Source organism: Bacillus sp. SD088 (assembly GCF_017355205.1).
Classification (GTDB): domain Bacteria; phylum Bacillota; class Bacilli; order Bacillales; family Bacillaceae_C; genus Lederbergia.
The window spans coordinates 11,311-34,621 of record NZ_JADIJK010000019.1; the positions used below are offsets into that span (position 1 = coordinate 11,311).

Genomic DNA, 23,311 nt, shown 5'->3' on the forward strand with positions numbered 1-23,311 from the left:
AGCAATATCTCTTTTTTTATTTCTTTTTAATTTTGAATTCGCTGGTAAGCAGTTTTTAGTATATTGGTTACTAGAAAGTGAGGTAAAGCATTAATAAATATATTAACATGCTTATGAAACCTTCGAAGACTTTTCTCCGCCAAAAGGATGCTTGATTAAATGGTTGGAGTAACGAGAAGAGGAAAAATAATATTATTCATGGGAGTAGCTTCATAACGAGATAGGCAAAGTAGGGAGCAAGAAAGTAAATTATTCCCACTCGATACTTCGCCAATACAATATAGTGCAATATCGTTGATATAAAGGGATTTCAGGATATATGAAAAACTATAAAAACATGAAAATTGATATAAGGTGTGCCACGACTGTGCCACTGATTTTAATAAATCAGAAAGCTGGAATAAGAAATCATTTCGGCTTTTTTACTTGAATGAATTTCCTAATTACCCTTTTTAAACTTAAAATGATTAATTGGTATTTATTTTATTTCAATACATGAGATAATAACAATATCAATATTTTGGAATGGGGGCTATTATGAAGATAGATAAAATTAGAATAAAGGGCTTTAAAAAGTTTAAAGAAATAGATATTGATTTCAATGACCATTTATCAGTCTTAGTTGGAGAGAATGAAGTTGGAAAATCAACTATTCTTCGTGCAATTGACATTGTATTAAACCAAACTAACTTCCTTTATGCAGATAATTCTGCACATAAATTCATTAACTTACAATTGACAGAAGATTTTTATACTCATAAAACAATACAAACTCTTCCTAGAATAGACATAGAATTATTTCTTGACCTAGAAGGTTCTTTAAAATCTCTCGATTTTTCAGGCCTTCATTATAATAATCATGATGGTACTCATCAAACAGGTATTAAATTTGTCTATGAATTTGATAGGGATTTTGCTAGTGAGGTAAATTTAGAGGAAATTGCCGATAATAGAATTGTTCCAACCGAATACTATAAAGCAACGTGGAATACTTTTCAGGGGAGAAATTACAAAAGGCGTATGTCTCCTATTAAAATGATATATTTAGATAACTCTACAATAAAACATGATATTTTCGGTAATTACGCTAGACAGATCTACAATGCTAACATTGAAGAGAAAGATCATAGAAGTATATCATCTAATTTTAAGCAAATCTTGTCTAAGTTTCGTGAAGAATTTGATCATTTATTAACACTTCAAGAAAATCAAAAATTTGGATTAGATTCCTCTAAGACTGACATTTTGAAATTACTAGATATTTATGAATCGGATATATCTATTCAGGATATGGGTAAAGGAAAAGAAAACGTTGTTCGAACTGAAATGGCGCTGAACAAAGATGTTTTTGACCTAGTGCTAATAGATGAACCAGAAAGTCATTTGAGCTACACTAGAACTCGCCGCTTAATTGATGCAATTAAAAACATTAGTCAAGGACAGGTAGTGATTGCATCTCATAGTTCTTTAATTGTAAATAGACTTAATTTGAAAAACACAATTATCTTATCAAATGAAAATTCTCGTTCTTTAACCCGTCTTCAACCAGAGACAGCCAGATATTTTGAGAAAGTTGATAATTTAGATATTCTACGTTTTGTCTTAGCTGAGAAAGTTATTTTGGTTGAAGGTGCCGCAGAATATATTATCTTGCCCAAACTCTTCAATATTATTCAAGAATCTGAAATGGATAACAATGGTGTAGATATTATTTCTATGGGCAGTATTTCATTTGAGAAATATCGTGAACTATCTAAAATACTTGATAAAAAAGTCGCAGTCATTACAGACAATGACAAAAAAGATATTAAGTATGAATCAGATGATAAATTTAATATATACGTTGATGACTCGACCGAAAATTGGACATTAGAAGTATCATTTTACAATAGTAATAAGGACTTTTTTGATAATCTTTATTCTAATAGAAAAACGGAAGCTAGCTATAACAAAGTACCAATGCCAAAAGCACAAGCTCACATGCTAAAAAATAAGACAGAAAATGCACTGGAAATTGAAAATGCCCTAACTGATCTTAACATCCCTAACTATCTAAGTAAGGCTATAAGATGGATAAGCGAATAGTTATTGCTGCTGCCGGTGCTGGGAAAACGTATTTTATAGCGAATAATTTTGAAAAAGACGAAAGAGTTATTTTGATTTCCTTTACTAATTCTAATGTCGATAACATTCGTCAAGAAGTCCAAAAACGATTCAATGATAGAGTTCCTAACAATGTTCAGATTATGACTTTTGATTCTTTCGCCTACAATAATCTGGTAAAGCCAATAGAACCTTTAATTTCTTGCAAAAGAAGTACAGGGATTGATGTGAATACTAACCCTGTAGAAGATACACGAAATCCTCATTACGTAAAGGTAGATGATATTACACATTTCATGAATGCTCGTAATGAATATTACGTAAATAGAGTCGGAAAGCTATTTTTGAGGTGTAATACAGACATTCAAAGGTTAGTAATCGACAGATTAGAAAAATATTGTGATGCAATCTATTTTGATGAATTTCAAGATTATAATGGATTTGACTTTAAAGTCTTAAAATATCTTTTAGAAAAATCAAAGTTAAGAGTAATAGCTGTAGGAGATATTCATCAAAGTTGTTTGACACCTTTAAGAAGTTCAGGAAACCCAGTAGCTAAGTTACCTTTTTATAAATTAAATGGTGTGGACGATCTTAAAAAGAAAGTACCTAAAAAAGTGATTTTTGATGAAATAACCCTAAAAAAAAGCAGACGAGTACCTAAACCAGTATGTGATATGATTCAAGATAAATTAGCAATAAGTATACAATCACAGTCCAAAGAAAAAGCATCTATAATATATTTAACTAGCGTTGAAGACATTCATAAAATAATTTTAGATCCTAATATCCCAAAACTAGTATGGGATAAGCGCAGTAATCATCCTAAAGGGAAAAACTATGTAAACTGGTCATATTCTAAAGGAGACACATACTCTCAATCTTGTATTATCTTAACTGGTCCAACGAATAATCCTGACAATTGGATAAATATTTCTGCACCAAAGACTAAAAATAGTTTATATGTTGCTTTAACACGTTCAAAGGGGGATATTTATTTAATTACAAGCAAGGACTATAACAAATGGCGTAAATATGTTGACAAAACCTAGTTTTATTCCTGTTAAATATAATTATAGAAATAATACAAATGAAAAATCAAGGAGGATTATTACTTATGGAATTTCTTTTTAACAGTAAGGGAAAGCATATTGCTAATTATGTAAATGGACAGTTGCATTCACCAAGAGGAAAGAATATTGGCCACTATATCCAAGAAGATAAAATCTTTATTGATATGAGTGGAAAGTATTTAGGTGAAATTGTTTATAACGATAGATTGATGTATCAACGTAATTCTCCATATAAAAATATAAATTACGGGATTTACGGTAACTATGGAAATGTTGGGAATTACGGTAATCCAGGAAACCGAGGCTCGATAGGAAATGTTTCTGGTTATGATGATATAAATATTGTTGATTAAAATTAATATTCTTAATATCTATACAAAGCAAAATCCAAAGACACTAGACACTTCATTTTGAAGTGTCTTTTTTTATTATAAAGAAAGTGTAAAAATCAGATTATCCGTATAAACACTAGATTTACAAATACTTTTCAAGGATAAAACAATCCTTTTTACCATTAAATTACTACTTTTGGATGAGTCTTGATACGACGAAATATCTTAGGATGATTACAGCCACTGAAATGTACCACCTCTGACATAGTTTTTACCACTGAATGACATGAAATGCACCGGTAAATGACAGGTGATTACCACCTCATATTTTCTAAATGATTAAAAGTAAAAATGCCATACGCATATTCAGTTATGTTATACTTGTTGTACTATTTTGATTGGTTTTAATAAGAACCGTATTCAACAATCGGGCCATTTAGTTGAATAATACTTCCTAATAAAACAGGATACTCATGTTAATTTTGACAGAGAGGTAAATAGCTAAATGTTGCACTAAGTACGGGCAAAAGAGATAAGACAACTATCATTTCAATAGTTGTCTTATCTCCTTTATATTAATTTCCGCCAAGAAGTATAGTTGGATCGAGTCCTGGAGGGAATACTTCTTCAAAATGGTCATTATTCTCATATAAGTTATACCAAGCTTCAGCAATAAGATCTGGGTCTCCTTCTGTTCCATGTTGTATCATGGCTCCGATTGAAAGATGTCCGATAAACACCCCTTTTTCTTTCAACTCATTGTGCAGGTTTAAGGCATAATTACGCATACCAGCCCCAACGATTCCGGCATTTCCCGCATATGGTAAAGGGAAAATAGTAGATACACCTGTTGTAAATAATATGGCACCAGAACCGTTACTTATCATATCTGGTAGCACCTCATTCACGGAAAGAATGCCAGCCAACAAATAGCTGTTCATAATATCTACTACACTTTGCGGCTTCGTTTCAAGCACAGAAGTGAATATATCCTCCTTAGCATAGGGGCTAAATTCTAGTACATCAATCGAACCGAATGCTTTTTTAGCTGATTGAATAGCTTGTTTTAAGGCAGCTAAGTTCGTAACATCGGCTACAAAAGATTGTGTTTCAATATTTAGTTCCTTGAGTTCACGTTCGATAATTGCTAATTTCTCAGGATTCCTTGCAATGGTCGCTACCCTAAAACCCTTCTCTCCGAATTTTTTTGCTATAGACAATCCTAATCCAGGGCCTGCACCAACGATAGCAATAGTTTTCATTTATTATAAACTCCAATCTGTGATATATTAAAACAACATGTGTTGCTTTAATGAAAACTATACAGCCAATACATTTTTACAACAACCAACAATCTACTGCCGAATGTTGCTATAGCAACAACATTACGAAATTGTCGGGTGGGAGGTGAGACAATGGCATCGAAAGTAAGGAACCTACGTATTACACAAACAAAACAGTTCTTAATTAATGCTTTTTACAATCTAGCTTCTCAAAAGGATTTTGAAAAAATTACAATAGCTAATATAACAAAGGAAGCGCAGGTTAACCGGGCTACATTTTATGCACATTTTAATGATAAATACGATTTAATTGACTATATTATGAGGGATTTTGCCTCTGCATCTATCGAAAGTCATACTTTAGATGATATGAAATTCGGTGAGGAGACCATACATCAACTCATTTTTGCAGTATACGATTTTTACCAACAACCGAATATTGAATGTCGCAGCAGCTATGGTAAATGGGCTTTACCTCAAATGAAGGAAAAAATACTAAATGAATTAAAGTGTTTTTTATCAAAAAGTTTGGATCATAAGTATTCAGATATTGAAAAGGATATGTTCGTGCCAATCTTAGCACAAATCATTCATGAAGGTGGATTGCAATTGTATCTTGGTAAACATACCTTAAAAAAGGAAGAAGTAGCCAAAAAGATTGCATCATTTGTAGTTGGTGGATCTCAGTCTTTTAAAGGAGTGTTACGCTAACAGGTAACGTTAGTTCAATACCATGACTTTCTAGGTTAGTGTGTCTAGTCAATGACTGCTTTTTTTCGAGTCCATTTAAGTTTTTTTGCTCGGACGAGAATGTCGTTAGAGCATAGAGAAACGCCAAGTCGAACATGGCCGGGGCGTAGAGTATACATTCGTTAAAATATTGGCGGTTCAGTTTTCCAACAAACAGGCGCTATCCTTAAATAAGGATAAGCGCTTATTTTTCATTGTAGGACCTGAATAAGAGAGGGCATTATTCTAAGTAAAGCGTGTTATAGGTAAAATGAACTGGAGAAAGTATATTCACCAACTTGACATTTAACGATATATCGTTTATTCTTAACGTAACGATATATCGTTAGATTAAAATAAAATTAACAGGAGGTTTTGAATGTGTACAAAAGACCTGATATGGCCCAATATCCTTTTTTAAAAGGACAGAGTCATTTTTATCATCATGGTGTCTTTAGAGGCAACAGATTCGACGCGGAAGTTGGGATGGGAAACGGTAACTTTGACGGGCAAGGCAGACCTCATATCTTCGCAGGCAAAGAATCCGGTGAGGATACTAGTGGTGAACGTTTCTTCGGGCGTGGTGATCTCAAGATTGTCTTATTAAAATTGTTACAAGAACAATCAAGACATGGATATGGATTAATCAAAGAGCTTGAGGAAAAGTTTAAGGGGCTTTATTCGCCTAGTCCCGGTTCTGTTTATCCTATTCTACAGATGCTTGAGGATCAAGATTTAGTTAATGTAATCAAAGAAGGTCGGAAAAAAGTTTATCATCTTACAGATGAGGGGCAAGCCTTTTTGAAAAAAAACCAAGATGAAGATCCTGTTAACTCAAGAATGAATTTGCTTGAAAATGTGGACTTGGACGAAATTCAGACTTTAAGATCTGACATTCAGGGTTTAATCCATGAATTTTTCAAGGTGGGCCGTCAAGCTATAGAAAAGCCCGAAAAGAAGGAACAACTACAAAACCTGCTCGAAAAAACACGGGCAGAGCTTTTGAAAATAGTTGATGACGAAGAGAAAAACTCAGATGGACAATAATTTATAAAAATATATAAGGAGACTTTAAATTGACAATTACACTTAACCACACAGTGGTATTCGCTAAAAATAATGATAAAGCTGCACACGAATTTGCAGAGAATATGGGCCTAAAACTTAATGGTTATGAAGGGATAGACAATAAGTTTGCAGAAGTGCAAGTTAATGACGATCTTTCTGTTTTCTTTATGACAATCGAGGATGATACTCCACAACAGCATTTGGCTTTCAGTGTTGATGGACATACTTTTGACCAGATTCATGAACAACTTCGTAAAAGGAATGTAGCTTTTGGGAACAGCCCGTTTAAAACAGAAAATCGACGCACAGATCACCCATTTGCTTCCCGTGGGTTGTTTTGGACCAATTTAGATGGTTGCCTATTTGAAGTTATGACTGATTAGCCATAATCAATGTTGATAAAAACGTTGGATATTGCAAATATGGACTCTTTGGTTCTGCCTCAATCGGGCGCGATTTTTGAACATCAAAAGCCTAATTCCTCGCCAAAAACAGGCTGGAATTAGGCCTTTTTATCCTACGTTATTTAAAATCTCCTTGGTAAATATGGTGGCAACAGGTGGTAAGTTCTGTGGCAATCACTGGTAAAAAAGATGACACAAGTGGTACAATTCCGTGGCCATAATCACTTAGGAAAGTGAAGAACAATAAAAGATACTTCCTTTATGAACATTAAATATGAAATAGATAGACACTTCAAATCGAGGTGTCTATTTTTTATGTAATTATTTAGAAACAGACAGTTGTTGTAACCAAAATTAAATGAAAAGGAGAACGCCGCATGATGTCTATGAATGAACAGGAAATATACGAAGATAATGTCTTGGAATGGATTGAAGCTCATTCCATTATGAATGAGGTTGAAATTGAAGATTATCCATTTTTTCTTCATGGAAAATTGGTGCGTGATAAACAAGGTGAAACAATGGTTGTGTTTTGGTATGTGATTTATGGACGAGTAGATTATCATTTTCAAGACGCATAAGGAGTGATGAATCATGCAGACGTTTAACTCTCGTTCCCCCCCTACTCCCTTTACGTCTAATTATAAACCATGAATTAAAAACTAAAATAAGAAAAGAGGTCTGTATCGTGGAATTAAAATATGTAATCCCAAACATGGAAAAAACCTTTGGAAACCTAGAATATGCAGGAGAAGGCAAAGTCGAACAGCAACGGATTAACGGACGGATGACAACCCTATCTCGCAGTTATAATCTTTATTCAGATGTTCAAAGAGCAGATGATATTGAAGTCATACTCCCTAATGAAGCTGGCGAAAAATTCTTTGAACATGAAGACAGTGTAAAATTAGTCAATGCAAGAATCACCGCAGAGGGCTATAAAATTGGTGATCGAGGTTTTACAAACTATAAATTACATGCTGACGATATCGTCAAAGCATAAGGAGGATTCACACATGAGATTAGCACAAGGCATTATCCTAGATAAAGAAAAAACCTTTGGATTATTGAAGTTTTCGGCATTACGACGTGAGGTCTTTCTTCAAAATGAGGATGGAACGGTATCAACCGAAGTGAAGGAACGTACCTATGATTTGAAATCAAGAGAGCAAGGTCGAATGATTCAAGTAAGCATTCCTGCTTCTATTCCGTTAAAGGAATTTGATTATAATGCAGAGGTGGAAATGATAAATCCTGTCGCTGATACCGTTGCAAACGCCACTTTTCGTGGTGCAGATGTGGATTGGTTTATCAAGGCAGATGACTTGGTGTTGAAAGAAAAAGCTGCACCTGTTGGCGATAAATCTGTAAAGAAGCCAGTTGATAAGGATAAATAAATATGAAGTTTTTTAAAAGACGAGGGAAACGGATTAAAGCAAAAGACGCTTCCCTCGTTTTTCAATTTGTATTTATATCGGTAGTTGGTGTATGGCTTCTTACCTTTATTCCTTTTCACTTGTCATTTTTACTAACTAGTAAGTGGCAGTTAGAGGTTTTTCAAACCCATTTTATCAGCTCTTATGGATTGATGACACTGCTTATCAGTCTTGTTTTAACAGCAACTTGTGCCTTAGTCTATTATCGGTATGGCTATAACCATTTCAAACAAATTATTCATCGTCAAAAACTCGCAAAGATGATCTTAGAGAATGGCTGGTATGAAACGAAACAAGTCACGAAAGAAAGTTTCTTTAAGGACATCCCTTCTGATAAAGCAAAGGAGAAAATCAGCCATTTTCCTAAGATGTATTATCGTTTTGAGAAAGGGTTATTGCATATTCAGGTAGAGATTACGCTCGGAAAGTTTCAAGAACCGCTTTTAAACTTGGAAACAAAATTGGAAAGTGGTTTGTATTGTGAACTGATCTCAAAAGAATTACATGATTCCTATGTGGAGTATGTGCTTTTCTATGACATGATCGCAAACCGTATTCCGATTAATGAAGTTGTAGCACAAGATGGCAGCTTAAAACTCATGGAATCTATGTATTGGGAATATGATAAGCTCCCTCATATGCTAATTGCTGGCGGAACAGGTGGCGGAAAATCGTATTTCATTCTTACACTCATTGAAGCTCTACTCAAAACAGACGCAAAACTATATATATTAGATCCGAAAAATGCTGATTTAGCTGACTTAGCTACCGTCATGCCTGATGTGTATCACAAAAAGGAAGATATAAAGGCATGTATTGACCAATTTCATGAAGCCATGATGGCTCGAAGCGAAGAAATGAAGCAAATGGAAGGTTATAAAACAGGGGAAAATTATGCCTATCTGGGCTTATCCCCACACTTTTTAGTCTTTGATGAGTATGTCGCCTTTATGGAACTACTTACATCCAAAGAAAATACAGTCGTTTTAAGCAAATTGAAACAGATTGTCATGCTAGGTAGACAAGCAGGTTTTTTCCTAGTCTTAGCCTGCCAGCGACCCGACGCAAAATATCTTGGAGATGGAATAAGGGATCAGTTTAACTTTCGGGTAGCTCTTGGTCGAATGAGTGAGCTGGGGTACGGAATGATGTTTGGAAGCGATGTACAAAAACAGTTCTTTCTCAAACAAATCAAAGGACGTGGATATGTCGATAAAGGCGATAATGTCATTTCTGAATTTTACACACCCTTAGTCCCAAAAGGACATGACTTTTTAAAAGAAATTGGTAAATTATCTAGCTAAAAGGCTGCCCAGTGCAGCGACGTGCGAAGCGAAAGTCGCTGCACTGGGCTAAGCCTGCGTGGCGACAGCCACGCCTTAACCCCCCATTTCTAACAGGGGGGTAGAAAAACAATAGGAAGCTGTTTCAAAAACCCATAAACGCCTGATAGCACAAGGATTTGAAACACATTAAAAAGATGTCGGCTTTGAGTTCCTAGTTGACATCTTTTTTTAGTTGGGAGGAATGCAAATGAATCAAGTTCCTTGGTATCAAGTATTAAAAGACAAACGATTAGAATACGGTGTATCACAAAATAAGCTGGCAGTACACGTTGGTATTACAAGGCAATACGTAAGTGAAATCGAGACAGGAAAAGTAACTCCTTCCGATTCCCTACAAACTGCTTTGTTTGATGTTCTGGAACAATTTAATCCAGACGCTCCGTTAGAAATTTTATTTGATTATGTGCGAGTTCGTTTTATTACCACTGACCCACTTCCAGTCATTGAAGATATTTTACAGTTGAAAATGGAATACATGTTACATGAGGATTATGCTTTTTATTCGTACCTTGAACAATATGTTTTTGGCGATATTGTGGTCATGGTTTCGCCTGATGAGGACAAAGGTTGTCTGCTTGAATTAAAAGGAAAAGGATGTCGGCAGTTTGAAAATTTTCTACTCGCCCAACAGCGAACATGGTTTGATTTCTTTGTTGATGTCTTTCGTGTCGGTGGTGTATTTAAGCGTATTGACCTTGCCATCAATGATAAGACAGGCATATTAGATATCCCCTTTCTCACAAAAAAATGTCACAACGAGGAATGTATTTCTGTTTTCCGAAGCTTTAAAAGTTATCGTTCTGGTGACTTGGTACATGGGGAAGATAAACCTGATATGGGAAACAGCCTATATATCGGCTCGTTAAAAAGTGATGTATACCTGTGTATCTATGAAAAAGACTATGAACAATTTATCAAATACGGGTTGTCACTGGAAGATACAGAGGTGAAAAATCGCTTAGAAATCCGATTGAAGAATGATCGTGCCTATCATGCGATTGTCGATTTAATGACCTACGAGGACGCTGGACGAACCGCTTTTTCGATAATCAATCGTTATATCCGTTTTGTAGATAAGGATGAGAAAAAGCGACGCAGCAGTTGGAAAGTCAATGCCGTATGGCAGCGTTTCTTAGATTTAGGAGAAAACCGAAAAATATCGTTAACCACAAAACCTGAACCGTATAACTTTGATAAAACATTACGGTGGTTAGCAAGACAAGTCGCACCCACTTGGAAACTGGCAACGAAGCTGGATGAAGTCAATAATACAACGGTGATGAAGGACATGTTGACACAAGCAACCTTAACAAAACGTCATCAAAAATTGCTTATGCAGCAGGTAATGGCGACCGAAGATGTGATTCAGATTTTTAAAGATGAAGTATAGAAAGGAGCCACGCACATGAATTTTGGACAGAATTTGTATAATTGGTTTTTGGACAACGCTCAATCCTTAGTGTTAATGGCAATTGTGGTCATTGGAATTTATTTAGGATTCAAACGAGAGTTTTCTAAATTAATTGGATTCCTCGTTATTGCTTTAGTAGCTGTCGGATTAGTTTTTAACGCAGCAGGAGTTAAAGATGTGTTATTAAATCTATTTAACAGAATCATAGGGGCTTAAACGTAACGTTTGTTTGTGGAAGATAAGTACTTTCCTTATGTTCTGCAAACAAATGTTGATCCAAACGGTAGTGCGGAAGGGATTAATAAGCCTATTTTATGTACCAGCGAATATCTTGCAGGTGCTTTTTTTATGTCTATTTTTACAAGAAGGATGTGATAACCAATGGACATGCAAGTCTATATAGCAAACCTCGGAAAATATAATGAAGGCGAACTGGTCGGTGCTTGGTTTACGCCACCTATTGATGTAGAGGATGTAAAAGAACGAATCGGGTTAAATGGTGAATATGAAGAATACGCTGTGCATGATTACGAGCTGCCATTTGAAATCCATGAGTACACGCCTATTTCAGAAATTAATCGGTTATGCGACATGGTACAAGAAATCGAAGGTACTCCCTTATATGACGCTCTTTCGGACATTCAAAGTTACTGGTTTAATAGTGTGGATGAATTACTAGAAAACCAAGATGATATTATTTGTTATTCGGATTGCGACAGCATGGAAGATGTTGCAAGGTATTTAATAGAAGATTCTGGCTCAATGGGAGAAGTTCCAGCTTATCTCCAAAATTATATTGATTATCAAGCTTATGGACGTGATTTAGAAATTGGAGCTAACTTTCTGGTGACGAATCATGGGGTATTTGAATATGTCGGATAAATTGGAAGGCAGCTTGTTTCCTAACAGGCTGTTTCTTTCTTTGGAAAGGATGAATCGAATTGAAGAAATTAAAAAGCTACACTCGTATTTGGTCAGTCGAAAAAGTCATTTATGCAATCAATGATTTTAGGTTGCCCTTTCCCGTTACGTTTAACCAAATGACATGGTTTGTACTTTCTCTTTTAGTCGTGATGTTACTCGGAAACCTCCCTCCACTCTCTTTGATTGATGGTGCGTTATTAAAATATGTTGGCGTTCCCGTACTCCTAACATGGTTTATGAGTAAAAAGAGTTTTGATGGGAAAAAGCCGTATGGATTTCTTAAATCCGTAGTGACCTATTACTTTCGCCCAAAAATGACGTATGCAGGCAAAACGGTAAAACTTCAAAAACAAAATTTCGATGAACCAATCACTGTTGTAAGGAGTGAAGTACATGGGCTATCCAATTAAATATATTGAAAATAATCTGGTCTTTAACCATGATGGAGAATGCTTTGGGTACTATGAGTTGTTGCCATATAACTATTCTTTTCTTTCAGAAGATGAAAAAATACAGGTGCATGACCACTTTCGCCAACTCATAGCACAGAATCAAGACGGTAAAATACACGCCTTACAAATTAGTACAGAAAGTAGCATTCGTACCGTACAAGAACGAAGCAAAGAACAAGTGACAGGAAGACTTCAAGAAGTCGCTTATGAAAGAATTGACGATCAGACCGAAGCCCTTGTTTCCATGATTGGCGAACATCAGGTAGATTACAGATTCTTCATTGGCTTTAAATTGTTATTAAATGAAGAAGAAGTTAGTATCAAGTCGATGGGAAAATCGGTGACATCCTCACTATCCAGTTTTATTCGAGATGTGAATCATCACGTCATGGGTGACTTTGTTTCCATGCCCCATGCTGAAATCGAACGGTTTTTGAAAATGGAATCGTTATTACAAAATAAAATCGCTAAGCGTTTTAAGGTACGCCCTTTAACAAAAGATGATATAGGGTATTTAATCGAACACCTTCATGGGCAATCAGGGATTGCTTTTGAGGATTATAATTATCCTCTTACGTATGAAAAAGGCGAAAAAGAAACCTATATCAAACAGTTTGACCTGATTAAGCCTACTCGCTGCCTGATTCAAGAAAACCAGCGTTATCTTAAATTGGAACAGGAAGATCAAACGACGTATGCTGCTTACTTTACCATCAATTCGATTGTAGGCGATTTAGAATTTCCTAGTGATGAAATCTTCTATTACCAGCAACAACAGTTTGATTTTCCTATAGACACTTCTATGCAGGTAGAAATCGTCACCAACAAAAAAGCGTTGACAACGGTAAGAAATAAAAAGAAAGAGCTGCAAGACCTAGATAATCATGCGGCAGAATCCGATAATGAAACGGGCAGTAATGTATTAGAAGCCTTAGAACAAGTCAGTGAATTAGAAGATGTACTCGATCAAAGTAAGGAATCCATGTATAAATTAAGTTATGTTATTCGGGTATCTGCTTCTAACTTAGATGAGTTAAAACAGCGTTGTAATGAAGTGAAAGATTTTTACGATGACCTAAACGTTAAATTGGTTCGTCCATTTGGTGACATGCTGGGCTTACATGGCGAATTTATTCCTGCCAGCAAACGATATATGAACGACTATATTCAATATGTCACGTCGGATTTTTTGGCTGGGTTAGGCTTTGGAGCAACACAAATGTTAGGGGAAACAGAAGGCATTTATTTTGGTTACAACTTGAATACAGGGCGTAATGTCTATTTGAATCTCAGCTTAGCCAGTCAAGGAGTGAAAGGTTCGGTGACGAATGCGTTAGCTTCTGCCTTCTTAGGTTCATTAGGCGGTGGGAAATCTTTTTCTAATAATTTATTGGTTTATTATGCGGTACTCTTTGGTGGTCAAACACTCATCGTTGACCCTAAATCCGAACGGGGAAATTGGAAGGAAACCTTGCCTGATATTGCCGAAGAAATTAACGTTGTCAATCTGACCAGTGAAGAAACAAATAAAGGGATGCTTGATCCTTTCATTATTATGAAAAACAAGAAGGATTCAGAGAGCTTAGCTATTGATATTCTTACATTTTTAACGGGTATATCCAGTCGAGACGGTGAAAAGTTTCCTGTTTTACGCAAAGCGATTCGTGCGGTCGGGCAACAGGAAGAACGTGGCTTGTTACTTGTGATTCAAGAATTAAGAAGTGACCCCAATCCATTAGCTGCCACAATTGCTGACCATATCGAAAGCTTTACCGATTATGATTTTGCCCACCTTCTCTTTTCTGATGGAACGGTGCAAAACTCAATTAATTTAGAGAAACAACTCAATATTATACAGGTGGCAGATTTAGTCTTACCTGATGCAGAAACCAGTTTTGAAGAATACACGACAATGGAGCTTTTAAGTGTTGCCATGATGATTATTATCTCTACATTTGCTTTAGATTTTATTCACTCTGACCGAAGTATTTTCAAGATTGTAGACTTAGACGAAGCATGGGCGTTCCTTCAAATCGCTCAAGGAAAAACACTCTCTAACAAGTTAGTACGGGCTGGTCGTGCCATGAATGCTGGGGTATACTTTGTTACCCAAAATTCTAGCGATTTAACCGATGAAAAGCTCAAAAATAATATTGGTGTGAAGTTTGCCTTCCGTTCCAGAGATATGACGGAAATTAAAAAAACGCTTCAATTCTTTGGTGTGGATTCGGAAGATGAAGAAAATCAAAGACGGTTACGAGAACTAGAAAACGGACAATGTCTTATGCAAGATTTATATGGTCGTGTGGGGATTATTCAAGTACATCCTGTCTTTGAAGATTTATTTGAAGCCTTTGATACCAGACCACCTGTCGCAGAAAGGCTGTGATGAAATGGATAAACGAAAACTAAAAAAGATAGCTATTGTGGCGGTGCTCCTAAGTGCGGTCATTTTTTTATTGCTATTATCGTTTATGACAGTTAGTCATGCTGCTGGTTTGGTCGATGATACGGTTTCCGAAGATAACTTGTATTCCCTCTATCCACTCAATCATTACCAACTTGATTTTTTCGTCGATTCGGGTTGGGACTGGCTGCCTTGGAATTGGGATGATGGTATAGGGAAACAGGTCATGTATGGGTTATACACGATTACTAACTTTATTTGGATTATCAATCTTTATTTGTCCAACGCCACTGGCTATTTGGTACAACAAGCTTATTCACTCGATTTCATTTCAGAAACAGCCCATGCCATTGGACAAAATATGCAAACCCTAGCTGGCATTACCTCACAAGGCTTTGGGGAAGATGGCTTCTATGTTGGTTTCTTGCTTCTCTTTATTTTAATCATTGGAATCTATGTAGCGTATACAGGATTATTAAAACAAGAAACGACCAAAGCCATGCGGGCTGTAATTAACTTCTTGGTTGTCTTTATTTTATCAGCGTCTTTCATTGCTTATGCTCCCACCTATGTCACGAAAGTTAATGATTTTTCTGCGGATGTGAGTGAAGCAGCTCTTGATTTAGGGGCGAAAATGCTTATACCTAGTTCCAACAGTCAGGGACAAGATAGCGTCGATATGATCCGTAATAATCTTTTTTCAATACAGATAGAACAACCATGGCTGTTATTACAATTTGATAACTCGGATAAAGAAGCCATCGGGGAAGAACGGGTAGACACGCTGGTTTCCACCAGTCCAGACGCTAGAAATGGAAAAACACGTGAGAACGTGGTAAAAGCAGAGATTGAAGATCATGATAATAAGAATTTAACGATTACTAAGACCACTACTCGCTTAGGGATGGTCTTTTTCTTATTTCTGTTTAATATTGGGATTTCCATTTTCGTGTTTTTGTTATCTGGGATGATGATTTTTTCTCAACTTCTATTTATCGTGTTTGCGATTTTCCTGCCTATCAGTTTCTTGTTGTCGATGATTCCTAGCTTTGAAAATATGGGAAAACAAGCGATTATGAAACTGTTTAATGTCATTATGTTACGAGCTGGCATTACGCTCGTCATGACCGTTGCTTTTAGTATTTCGTCCATGTTGTACAGCTTAACCAGCTCCTATCCATTTTTCTTAATTGCTTTTTTGCAAATTGTGACTTTTGCAGGAATCTATATGAAACTCGGTGACATCATGAGTATGTTCAACTTACAGAGCAACGATAGTCAACAAGTTGGAAGGAGCGTTATGCGTCGTCCAAGACAGATAGCTCGCCGCAGCACTCGCAGATTGCAGCGGTCGATTGGTCGTACTTTAACAGGAGCAACCGCTGGGGCAGCGGTCGGAAAAATGATGAGCCGATCAGGAAAAACAAGACGTTCTTTTTCTCCCTTACGTCCTTTGCAGCGTTTGTCATCTAATAAGCAAAATCAAAAGGAATTGAACAATGGAGAGAGAAAATCATTCAGCCAGAAACTCGGACAATCTACTGGAAAAGTGTTAGATACCAAAAATCGTGTACGCTCCAACATTCAACACCGAAAACAACAAATTCAAGATTTACCGACAACCGCAAAATACGCTGTCGCACAAGGAAAAGAAAATCTCAAACGACCTGGCAAAGAATTTAAGAAAGGAATATCTCAGGCTAAAGAAAAACGCCAACGAGAAAATGTAGAACGTACAAGCAAGCACCGAAAAACGATTGCGGAAAGACGACAGGCACTGGAACAACAAAAGAAAAAAGATTATATCAAAAAACAAACTGTACAACAGAAGCCTCTTGCCCCTTTAACGAAAGAGAAACAGCAAATAAAGCCGAAAGACAAGACAGTGCCTAACAAACAGCCTAGACAACAAGCACCTGTACAAAAGCAAGCAACACAAACATTAAACCATCAACGGAGACAAGCAAATCAACCCAATAAGCACGCTGGAAAAAGAAAGAAACAACAGCTTAAAACAAAACCTGCTCGACTGTCAAAACAAACCTTACAATCCAAAGAAAAACGAATCATTCAACGTCCTTCTCTTCCACGAAAACGGATAAAGCAACATCAAAAGCCTGCCCTTCAACGACAAGCGGATAGGAGGAAAAGACAATGATGTTTTTAAAAGCGAAAATCACGTTGATTGTTGGAACGATTGCTTTCTTAGCTTTTCTTGGCTTACTTGCTTTTGTCGCCATTTTTATATCCGATGAAGATGGAGATTTCGATACGTCCATGGATATGAGTTCTTCAAATGATCTAAGCAATGCAGGATTATCAGAGGATGTATTAGCCCATCAGTCAACCGTAGAAAAATACGCAAAAGAATACGATATTAGCGAACATGTTCCTATCTTGCTGGCGATTATCGCAGTTGAAAGTGGGGGAAAAGCCACCGATGTTATGCAGAGCAGTGAATCATTAGGTTTATCTCCTAATTCCTTAGATACAGAAATGTCGATTGAACAAGGTACGAAATATTTTGCTGAGCTATTACAATCAGCGGAAGCAAAAGAAGTAGATATAGAAACCGCCATACAAAGCTATAACTTTGGTGGCGGTTTTATTGATTACGTCGCAAAGAACGGGAGAGCATATAGCTTTGAACTAGCGGAAAGTTTTGCGAAAAAACAAGCAAATGGAAAGAAAGTGACGTACTCTAATCCAATCGCTGTAGAGAAAAACGGTGGTTATCGTTATCAGTTTGGAAATATGTTCTATGTGGATTTATTGCAACCTTACCTTACGGATTCCGGCGAGTCCCCTTCTTATGAAGATGAAACTTTTCAAGCTGTCATGAAAGAAGCATTAAAATATGAAGGTTTCCCCTATGTTTTTGGAGTGCGCCCATAAGGGCTTTAAGAGATTGCGTACTAACAATACGCTAGGTAATTGGATTTGTATGAATCAACCTATCAACAGTCAGCTTATCTGGAATAGAAATTGAACAGGGAGTGTAGCATGCTGGCAAAGCCGAAAGTTAGATAGTTGCTAATCTACTACTGAACAGGCGAGTTGAAAAGATAAGAATAAGGATGAAAGCTAAACTGCTTAAATGACAATCTGATTGGTCTAACGTAGCTTGCAGCGGAAAGCAACTATACACGCTGTACATTCATGAATAGATAAGGTACCGCCGAAGCCTTATGTATACAAATCCTCATGAATGAACCTTTTGGTAGAAAAAAGGGATACAGATGAATGTCACATCCGATATCTTATCAAGTTATTTCTTAAAGTACTAAATGGGGATTACCTAAATCAGAATGCTTATGAAAGCTATGTGCAATGCCTTCATTGGTGATAAATCTCAAGATTAATTCGAGAGAGATGGCACTGAATATCTGACATGGTAACGGAGACTCCGTAGTAGTCCGAGCTAGGGAAAGCCTAGTACATGGCGAAGGGAGTCAGCTTATTACGTTTAATAGTAATTTTAGGAAGGAGCGTGAGGCTCTATGAGAAATCCCGAAACTGTATTAAACAATCTAGTGCAAAGCACCATCAAGCGAGACTACAAGTTTGAAAGACTTTACAGAAATCTTTTTAACAAAGAATTTTACATCTTGGCGTATGCAAGGCTCGCACCGAAAGTGGGAAATATGACTAAAGGAACTTCAGAAATCACGATTGATGGCTTTAGTATGAAAAGAATTGAAAATTTGATATCTCAAATGCGGAATGAAAAATATCAACCTAACCCTGTCAGAAGGGTTTATATACCAAAATCTAATGGCAAAAGAAGACCATTAGGTATTCCAACGTTTGAAGATAAATTAGTACAAGAAGTCATTCGAATGATTTTAGAAGCAATCTATGATAAGACCTTTAGCAAAAGCTCACATGGTTTCAGACCAAATAAAAGCTGTCATACAGCTTTAGCAGAAATACAAGTCAAATTTACTGGGGCTAAATGGTTTGTCGAAGGAGATATTGCTTCATTCTTTGATAATATCAATCATCATATATTAATCAAGCTACTCTGCAAAAAGATTAAGGATGAGAGATTCATACGATTAATATGGAAGTTTCTTAGATCTGGATATTTAGAAGAGTGGAAATATCATAAAACTTTTAGTGGTTCACCACAGGGAGGAATTATCTCTCCTATTCTTTCTAATATATATCTGAATGAACTTGATAAATATATGAAAAAGTACAAACAAAAGTTTGATAAAGGAACTGCTAGGAAAAAGAATCCTAAATACAAGCAAATAGACAATAAAATTCAACGCTTGAAAAAGAAACTTCAAACATTAGATAAGCATTCTGAAACAAGGAATGAAATTCTTTCAAGTATTAAGCGTCTCAAAGAAGAAGTTATTAGTATTCCTTACTCTTTACCTATTGATGAAAATTATCGGAGAATTTTCTACACCAGATATGCAGATGATTTCATCATTGGAATTATTGGCTCCAAACAGGACGCAATAAATATTAAACAAGATATAAGTAATTTCTTGTGTAAAAGGCTTGATATCAGATTATCTGATGAAAAAACATTAATTACCCACTCAAGTAAATTTGCTAGATTTTTAGGTTATGATATTGCGATTAGTCGTAACAAATCAACCAAAAAATATGCTAATGGTCAGAAAAAACGAGCGCATAGCTATAGATGTAATTTGTATTTACCAAAAGATGTCTGGATTAAAAAAATAAAAGAACTTGGCGTTTTGTTAGTTAAGAAAGATGGTACTTGGAGACCAACACACAGACCATACCTACTCCATCTTAGTGATATAGAAATTCTGAATATCTATAATGCTGAAATCAGAGGATTGTATAACTATTATAAACTCGCGAAAAATGTAAGTGTGCTTAACAAGTTCATGTATTTCATGAAGTATAGTTTGTACATGACCTTCGCTGCAAAGTACAATTCCTCCGTACCGAAGGTACTAAAAAAATATCAGCACAAGAGGAAGTTTACTGTAGCCTATCAAACCAATAAAGGGCAAAAAACACTTCATCTCTATGATGAAGGTTTCAAGATGGATAGAACCGTCTTCAAGAGCAAATCAGTAGACGAGATTCCAAATACCTATGTATATAGTGCCCCTACGGAATTAACCCAAAGTCTACTAGCTAATGAATGTGAATGGTGTGGTGAAACAAAAAAGCCTGTCGAGGTACATCATATTAAAAAACTAAAAGACCTTGAAGGCAAGGCGAGATGGGAAAAAGTAATGATTGCTCGTCGAAGAAAAACAATGGTGTTGTGTGTCCCCTGTCATCATAAACTACACGCAGGAAAACTAGATTAATAAGTGGAGAGCCGTATACATCGAGAGGTGTACGTACGGTTCGGGAGGGAGCGTTTGGAGACCTACTGTAGAAATACAGTAAGGCGCTGGGCGCTTACCTCAACGGTGACAATCCCGATACATCATTTGATTGTAGTGGATTAACCCGATGGGTTTATCAAAAAGCCGGAATTGAGTTGCCACGAACAGCTCAAGAACAATATGACGTAACAGAATCTATTTCTTTATCAGAAGCAGAACCGGGAGATTTGGTGTTTTTTCATTCAACTTATAACACCGCAAACTATGTCACTCATGTCGGGATAGTCGTTGACGATAATCAAATGTATCAAGCTGGCGATCCGATTGGATATGCAGATTTAACTTCATCTTACTGGCAAAAACATTTAATTGGTGCAGGTCGTATCCAAAACTAATGAAGGGATAGATAACATGAAATTACCTTTTATTAAAAAATATAAACAAGCAAAGCCAAAGAAAGAAAAAAAGAGAAAAGTAAAGACAGTGGGAAAGTGTAAAAAATCAGTCATCTTTTTATGGGTACTGCTTCTAAGCAGTCTTGCCTTTGGAATCTATAAAAACTTTACAGCCATCGATCAGCATACGGTTCATGAAAGAGAAGTTATAGAAAGTCATATTGTAGATACTACAGCGATTAAAAGTTTTACACGAAATTTTGTGAAGGACTATTACACTTGGAAAAATGAATCTGAAGCATTAGAAGCACGAACGGAAAAATTGACAGACTACCTGACAGAAGAACTGCAAACCTTAAATACAGAGATGGTTCGAGAAGATATCCCGACAAGTTCCAGTGTTCAAAATATAAATATTTGGTCAGTAACAGAAGAGGCCGAAAATACTTTTTCAGTCGTCTATACTGTAACACAAAAAATCACAGAAGATGAAGACAGTTCTTTAACTAAAGCAACTTATAGCATTGTAATCTATCAAGATGAACAAAGAAATTTGGTGATTACACAAAATCCTACATTATGGAACAGCCCGAATAAATCTGATTTCATACCAGAACAAGTAGAAAGTAACGAATCGGTAAAAGCTGAAACAGCGAAAGAAGTTACGGAGTTTTTAGAAACCTTTTTTGCTTCCTATCCTACCGCAACGGAGAAAGAATTGATCTATTATGTGAAGAACAATGCTTTACCAGTTATTGAGAAGGATTATACGTTTTCAGAATTGATTAATCCAGTTTTTCAAGAACAGGATGATCAGGTTAAAGTGTGGGTTACAGTGAAGTATTTAGACGAATCTACAAAAGCAACACAGCTTTCACAGTATGAATTGACCTTAGAAAAAGAGACAAACTGGATGATTATAAATTAAACTATAAAGCCCGTATTCTATATGGCTTAGAATACGGGCATACTTTTCCTTTTCAAGTTTGAATTACGGAAAAACTTCTAAAACGAATGGAGCTTTCACATAATCCTTGAGATAAACATCGTGGCAATACCAAAGTAAATAAGCAATGATAAAATATCATTGATTGTTGTAATCAGTGGGCCTGATGCAACAGCGGGATCTGCTTTAAATTTATGAAGAATTAATGGAATAATTGTTCCAGCAAGTGTTCCGATAATTAATGTAGCCAAAAGAGAACTTCCTACAACAAATCCTAGCACCCAGCTTCCCCTCCATAAATAGGCTATGATGGTGATAATAACGGCACACGTGATACCGATAATAATTCCTACCATTAATTCTCTCCATAAGAGCTTAGCAGTATTTTTTAAATTGAGTTTCTCAGAAACAAGACCGCGTACAACAACAGCAAGAGATTGTGTACCTGTATTTCCTGTCATCCCGGCAATCATTGGCATAAAAAATGCCAAGGCAACGACACTTTCTAATGTTTCTTCAAAGTTGTCAATAATTCCTCCAGAAATCAATCCAATAAATAATAATAAGATAAGCCATGGAAGCCTTTTTCCAGCTGCTATGAGCGGACGGGTATGGAAATCAATTTCTTTGCCAGATGCTGTAAGTTTTCCTATATCTTCATCAGCCTCCTGATGAATGACATCAATAATATCTTCTACATGAACAATCCCCATCAATTGTTTCCATTTATTCACGACGGGAATCGAAACAAGGTCTTTATCCCTGAAAACTTTGGCTGCTTCTTCTTGGTCCAAATTTGCTGGGAAATAAATAAGATTCTTTTTCATAATATCCGCAAGTTTCTCCGTATCGCTTGCGGCTAATAATTCACGCACCGATAATACACCTGTTAACTGTTGATCTTCATCAATCATATAGACATAATGAATATTCCTTTTTCCTTGTACCTGTTCTCTTAAATGAAGAATAGCTTGCTCTACTGTACAAGTTTCTTGCAAAGCAACGTACCCTTGTTTCATTAACGTTCCAGTTGTTTCGTGTTCATAAATGCTGTGATTCATATTGAGAACCTCCTTTTAAAGATGCTCTCCCCAAGGTGAGGGGATTTTCTTTTCAATTTTTGTGCATAACCTACTCTCAAAGGGGTCAGTCATCCCCACCACCTCCTTTCGTCTTAGAAACGAAATCCTCACAAGTTTTTTTACCCGAACAACAAAAAAACATCCCTCTCCACAAAGAAGGATGTTTAACATTTGCGACTGCATAATGCAGATCACTCAAGCGTCACCACACAAAGTGCGTATAAAGCCTAAGTCATTTTATAATGAATAAACCTCCTTCGCAGAGCTTTAGCACTATGTGGCGTAGGAAATATATCCAGCTACATTAAAAACCACCTTAAGTCGATGGTTCCTGTTGACCCATTGGAGTCTTTCGACATTTCTGGGCAGCAGCATTTCTCCACATAGGAGCCTCACCTAGCGAGGAATTCGTATATGATTATCCTCATTTAGTGTAGAAGCCATCAAAACAATTGTCAAATCTTTTGATATCAGAGATAAGTCAGTACATTAAAAATAACAAAAGATACGATCCTGTCCTCTGGTTATTGAATGTCATTATTTAAAATTTTAAAGCATTTCCCTTCAGCTAAGTCACTCTTATAGATGCT

Annotated in this window: 21 protein-coding genes, 1 pseudogene and 1 riboswitch; of the genes and pseudogenes, 20 read left to right on the top strand and 2 right to left on the bottom strand. The window is 36.2% G+C overall.

Features of this window, described 5'->3' with window-relative positions:
* The first annotated feature begins 537 nt into the window (after positions 1 to 537).
* The 3 genes from IPU53_RS16355 to IPU53_RS16365 all read left to right on the top strand — a co-directional run bounded on the left by IPU53_RS16355 (position 538) and on the right by IPU53_RS16365 (position 3,529).
* Positions 538 to 2,085, top strand: a complete 1,548-nt coding sequence (locus IPU53_RS16355; RefSeq protein WP_207452097.1) for an ATP-dependent nuclease — start codon at positions 538 to 540, stop codon at positions 2,083 to 2,085.
* On the top strand, positions 2,070 to 3,155 hold the full coding sequence (locus IPU53_RS16360; RefSeq protein WP_207452098.1) for a UvrD-helicase domain-containing protein: 1,086 nt from the start codon (positions 2,070 to 2,072) through the stop codon (positions 3,153 to 3,155). Before IPU53_RS16355 ends, IPU53_RS16360 begins: the two co-directional genes overlap by 16 nt.
* 65 nt (positions 3,156 to 3,220) lie before the next feature.
* Positions 3,221 to 3,529, top strand: a complete 309-nt coding sequence (locus IPU53_RS16365) for a hypothetical protein (RefSeq protein ID WP_207452099.1) — start codon at positions 3,221 to 3,223, stop codon at positions 3,527 to 3,529.
* Positions 3,530 to 4,083: 554 nt separating this feature from the next.
* On the opposite strand, the gene IPU53_RS16370 is transcribed toward IPU53_RS16365, so the two are convergent.
* Positions 4,084 to 4,770 (bottom strand): SDR family NAD(P)-dependent oxidoreductase, encoded by a 687-nt coding sequence (locus IPU53_RS16370; protein ID WP_207452100.1) that lies wholly within the window; start codon positions 4,768 to 4,770, stop codon positions 4,084 to 4,086.
* A gap of 153 nt (positions 4,771 to 4,923) precedes the next feature.
* Between IPU53_RS16370 and IPU53_RS16375 the strand changes: the two genes are divergently transcribed.
* The 17 genes and pseudogenes from IPU53_RS16375 to IPU53_RS16455 all read left to right on the top strand — a co-directional run bounded on the left by IPU53_RS16375 (position 4,924) and on the right by IPU53_RS16455 (position 21,621).
* Positions 4,924 to 5,502 (top strand): TetR/AcrR family transcriptional regulator, encoded by a 579-nt coding sequence (locus IPU53_RS16375; RefSeq protein WP_207452101.1) that lies wholly within the window; start codon positions 4,924 to 4,926, stop codon positions 5,500 to 5,502.
* A 399-nt stretch (positions 5,503 to 5,901) separates the two neighbouring features.
* Positions 5,902 to 6,567, top strand: a complete 666-nt coding sequence (locus IPU53_RS16380; protein WP_313886509.1) for a PadR family transcriptional regulator — start codon at positions 5,902 to 5,904, stop codon at positions 6,565 to 6,567.
* Between the two features lie 29 nt (positions 6,568 to 6,596).
* Positions 6,597 to 6,971 carry a hypothetical protein gene (locus tag IPU53_RS16385; protein WP_207452102.1) on the top strand — a complete coding sequence of 125 codons (375 nt, stop codon included), beginning with the start codon at positions 6,597 to 6,599 and terminating at the stop codon, positions 6,969 to 6,971.
* A 398-nt stretch (positions 6,972 to 7,369) separates the two neighbouring features.
* The gene (locus tag IPU53_RS16390) at positions 7,370 to 7,573 is read left to right on the top strand and encodes a hypothetical protein (RefSeq protein WP_207452103.1); all 204 of its coding nucleotides are present in this window, start codon (positions 7,370 to 7,372) and stop codon (positions 7,571 to 7,573) included.
* A 107-nt stretch (positions 7,574 to 7,680) separates the two neighbouring features.
* On the top strand, positions 7,681 to 7,995 hold the full coding sequence (locus IPU53_RS16395; RefSeq protein WP_207452104.1) for a YdcP family protein: 315 nt from the start codon (positions 7,681 to 7,683) through the stop codon (positions 7,993 to 7,995).
* A gap of 13 nt (positions 7,996 to 8,008) precedes the next feature.
* On the top strand, positions 8,009 to 8,389 hold the full coding sequence (locus IPU53_RS16400; RefSeq protein ID WP_207452105.1) for a YdcP family protein: 381 nt from the start codon (positions 8,009 to 8,011) through the stop codon (positions 8,387 to 8,389).
* A 2-nt stretch (positions 8,390 to 8,391) separates the two neighbouring features.
* Positions 8,392 to 9,732, top strand: a complete 1,341-nt coding sequence (locus IPU53_RS16405) for an FtsK/SpoIIIE domain-containing protein (protein WP_207452106.1) — start codon at positions 8,392 to 8,394, stop codon at positions 9,730 to 9,732.
* Positions 9,733 to 9,946: 214 nt separating this feature from the next.
* Complete coding sequence (gene mobT / locus IPU53_RS16410; RefSeq protein WP_207452107.1) at positions 9,947 to 11,164, top strand: MobT family relaxase; 1,218 nt, start codon at positions 9,947 to 9,949, stop codon at positions 11,162 to 11,164.
* Positions 11,165 to 11,179: 15 nt separating this feature from the next.
* Complete coding sequence (locus tag IPU53_RS16415; RefSeq protein ID WP_077604243.1) at positions 11,180 to 11,401, top strand: hypothetical protein; 222 nt, start codon at positions 11,180 to 11,182, stop codon at positions 11,399 to 11,401.
* Positions 11,402 to 11,566: 165 nt separating this feature from the next.
* Positions 11,567 to 12,067, top strand: coding sequence for an antirestriction protein ArdA (locus IPU53_RS16420; RefSeq protein WP_207452108.1), 501 nt, complete (start codon positions 11,567 to 11,569; stop codon positions 12,065 to 12,067).
* A 59-nt stretch (positions 12,068 to 12,126) separates the two neighbouring features.
* A complete protein-coding gene (locus IPU53_RS16425) occupies positions 12,127 to 12,519 on the top strand; it encodes a conjugal transfer protein (protein ID WP_207452109.1) in 393 nt (130 codons plus the stop codon).
* Positions 12,503 to 14,950, top strand: a complete 2,448-nt coding sequence (locus IPU53_RS16430) for an ATP-binding protein (RefSeq protein WP_207452110.1) — start codon at positions 12,503 to 12,505, stop codon at positions 14,948 to 14,950. Before IPU53_RS16425 ends, IPU53_RS16430 begins: the two co-directional genes overlap by 17 nt.
* Positions 14,907 to 17,126, top strand: coding sequence for a CD3337/EF1877 family mobilome membrane protein (locus tag IPU53_RS16435; RefSeq protein WP_441297448.1), 2,220 nt, complete (start codon positions 14,907 to 14,909; stop codon positions 17,124 to 17,126). Before IPU53_RS16430 ends, IPU53_RS16435 begins: the two co-directional genes overlap by 44 nt.
* A complete protein-coding gene (locus IPU53_RS16440; RefSeq protein WP_207452112.1) occupies positions 17,123 to 17,863 on the top strand; it encodes a lysozyme family protein in 741 nt (246 codons plus the stop codon). Before IPU53_RS16435 ends, IPU53_RS16440 begins: the two co-directional genes overlap by 4 nt.
* A gap of 605 nt (positions 17,864 to 18,468) precedes the next feature.
* The gene (locus tag IPU53_RS16445) at positions 18,469 to 20,277 is read left to right on the top strand and encodes a reverse transcriptase/maturase family protein (RefSeq protein ID WP_207452113.1); all 1,809 of its coding nucleotides are present in this window, start codon (positions 18,469 to 18,471) and stop codon (positions 20,275 to 20,277) included.
* A 104-nt stretch (positions 20,278 to 20,381) separates the two neighbouring features.
* Positions 20,382 to 20,693, top strand: a pseudogene (locus tag IPU53_RS16450) (C40 family peptidase); the annotation flags it as partial.
* 16 nt (positions 20,694 to 20,709) lie between these two features.
* Positions 20,710 to 21,621 carry a conjugal transfer protein gene (locus IPU53_RS16455; RefSeq protein ID WP_207452114.1) on the top strand — a complete coding sequence of 304 codons (912 nt, stop codon included), beginning with the start codon at positions 20,710 to 20,712 and terminating at the stop codon, positions 21,619 to 21,621.
* Between the two features lie 95 nt (positions 21,622 to 21,716).
* Here IPU53_RS16455 and mgtE read toward each other — a convergent pair whose 3' ends face one another.
* Positions 21,717 to 22,700, bottom strand: a complete 984-nt coding sequence (gene mgtE / locus IPU53_RS16460; RefSeq protein ID WP_207452115.1) for a magnesium transporter — start codon at positions 22,698 to 22,700, stop codon at positions 21,717 to 21,719.
* 266 nt (positions 22,701 to 22,966) lie between these two features.
* Positions 22,967 to 23,132: riboswitch (M-box (ykoK) riboswitch) on the bottom strand.
* Positions 23,133 to 23,311: the final 179 nt, after the last annotated feature.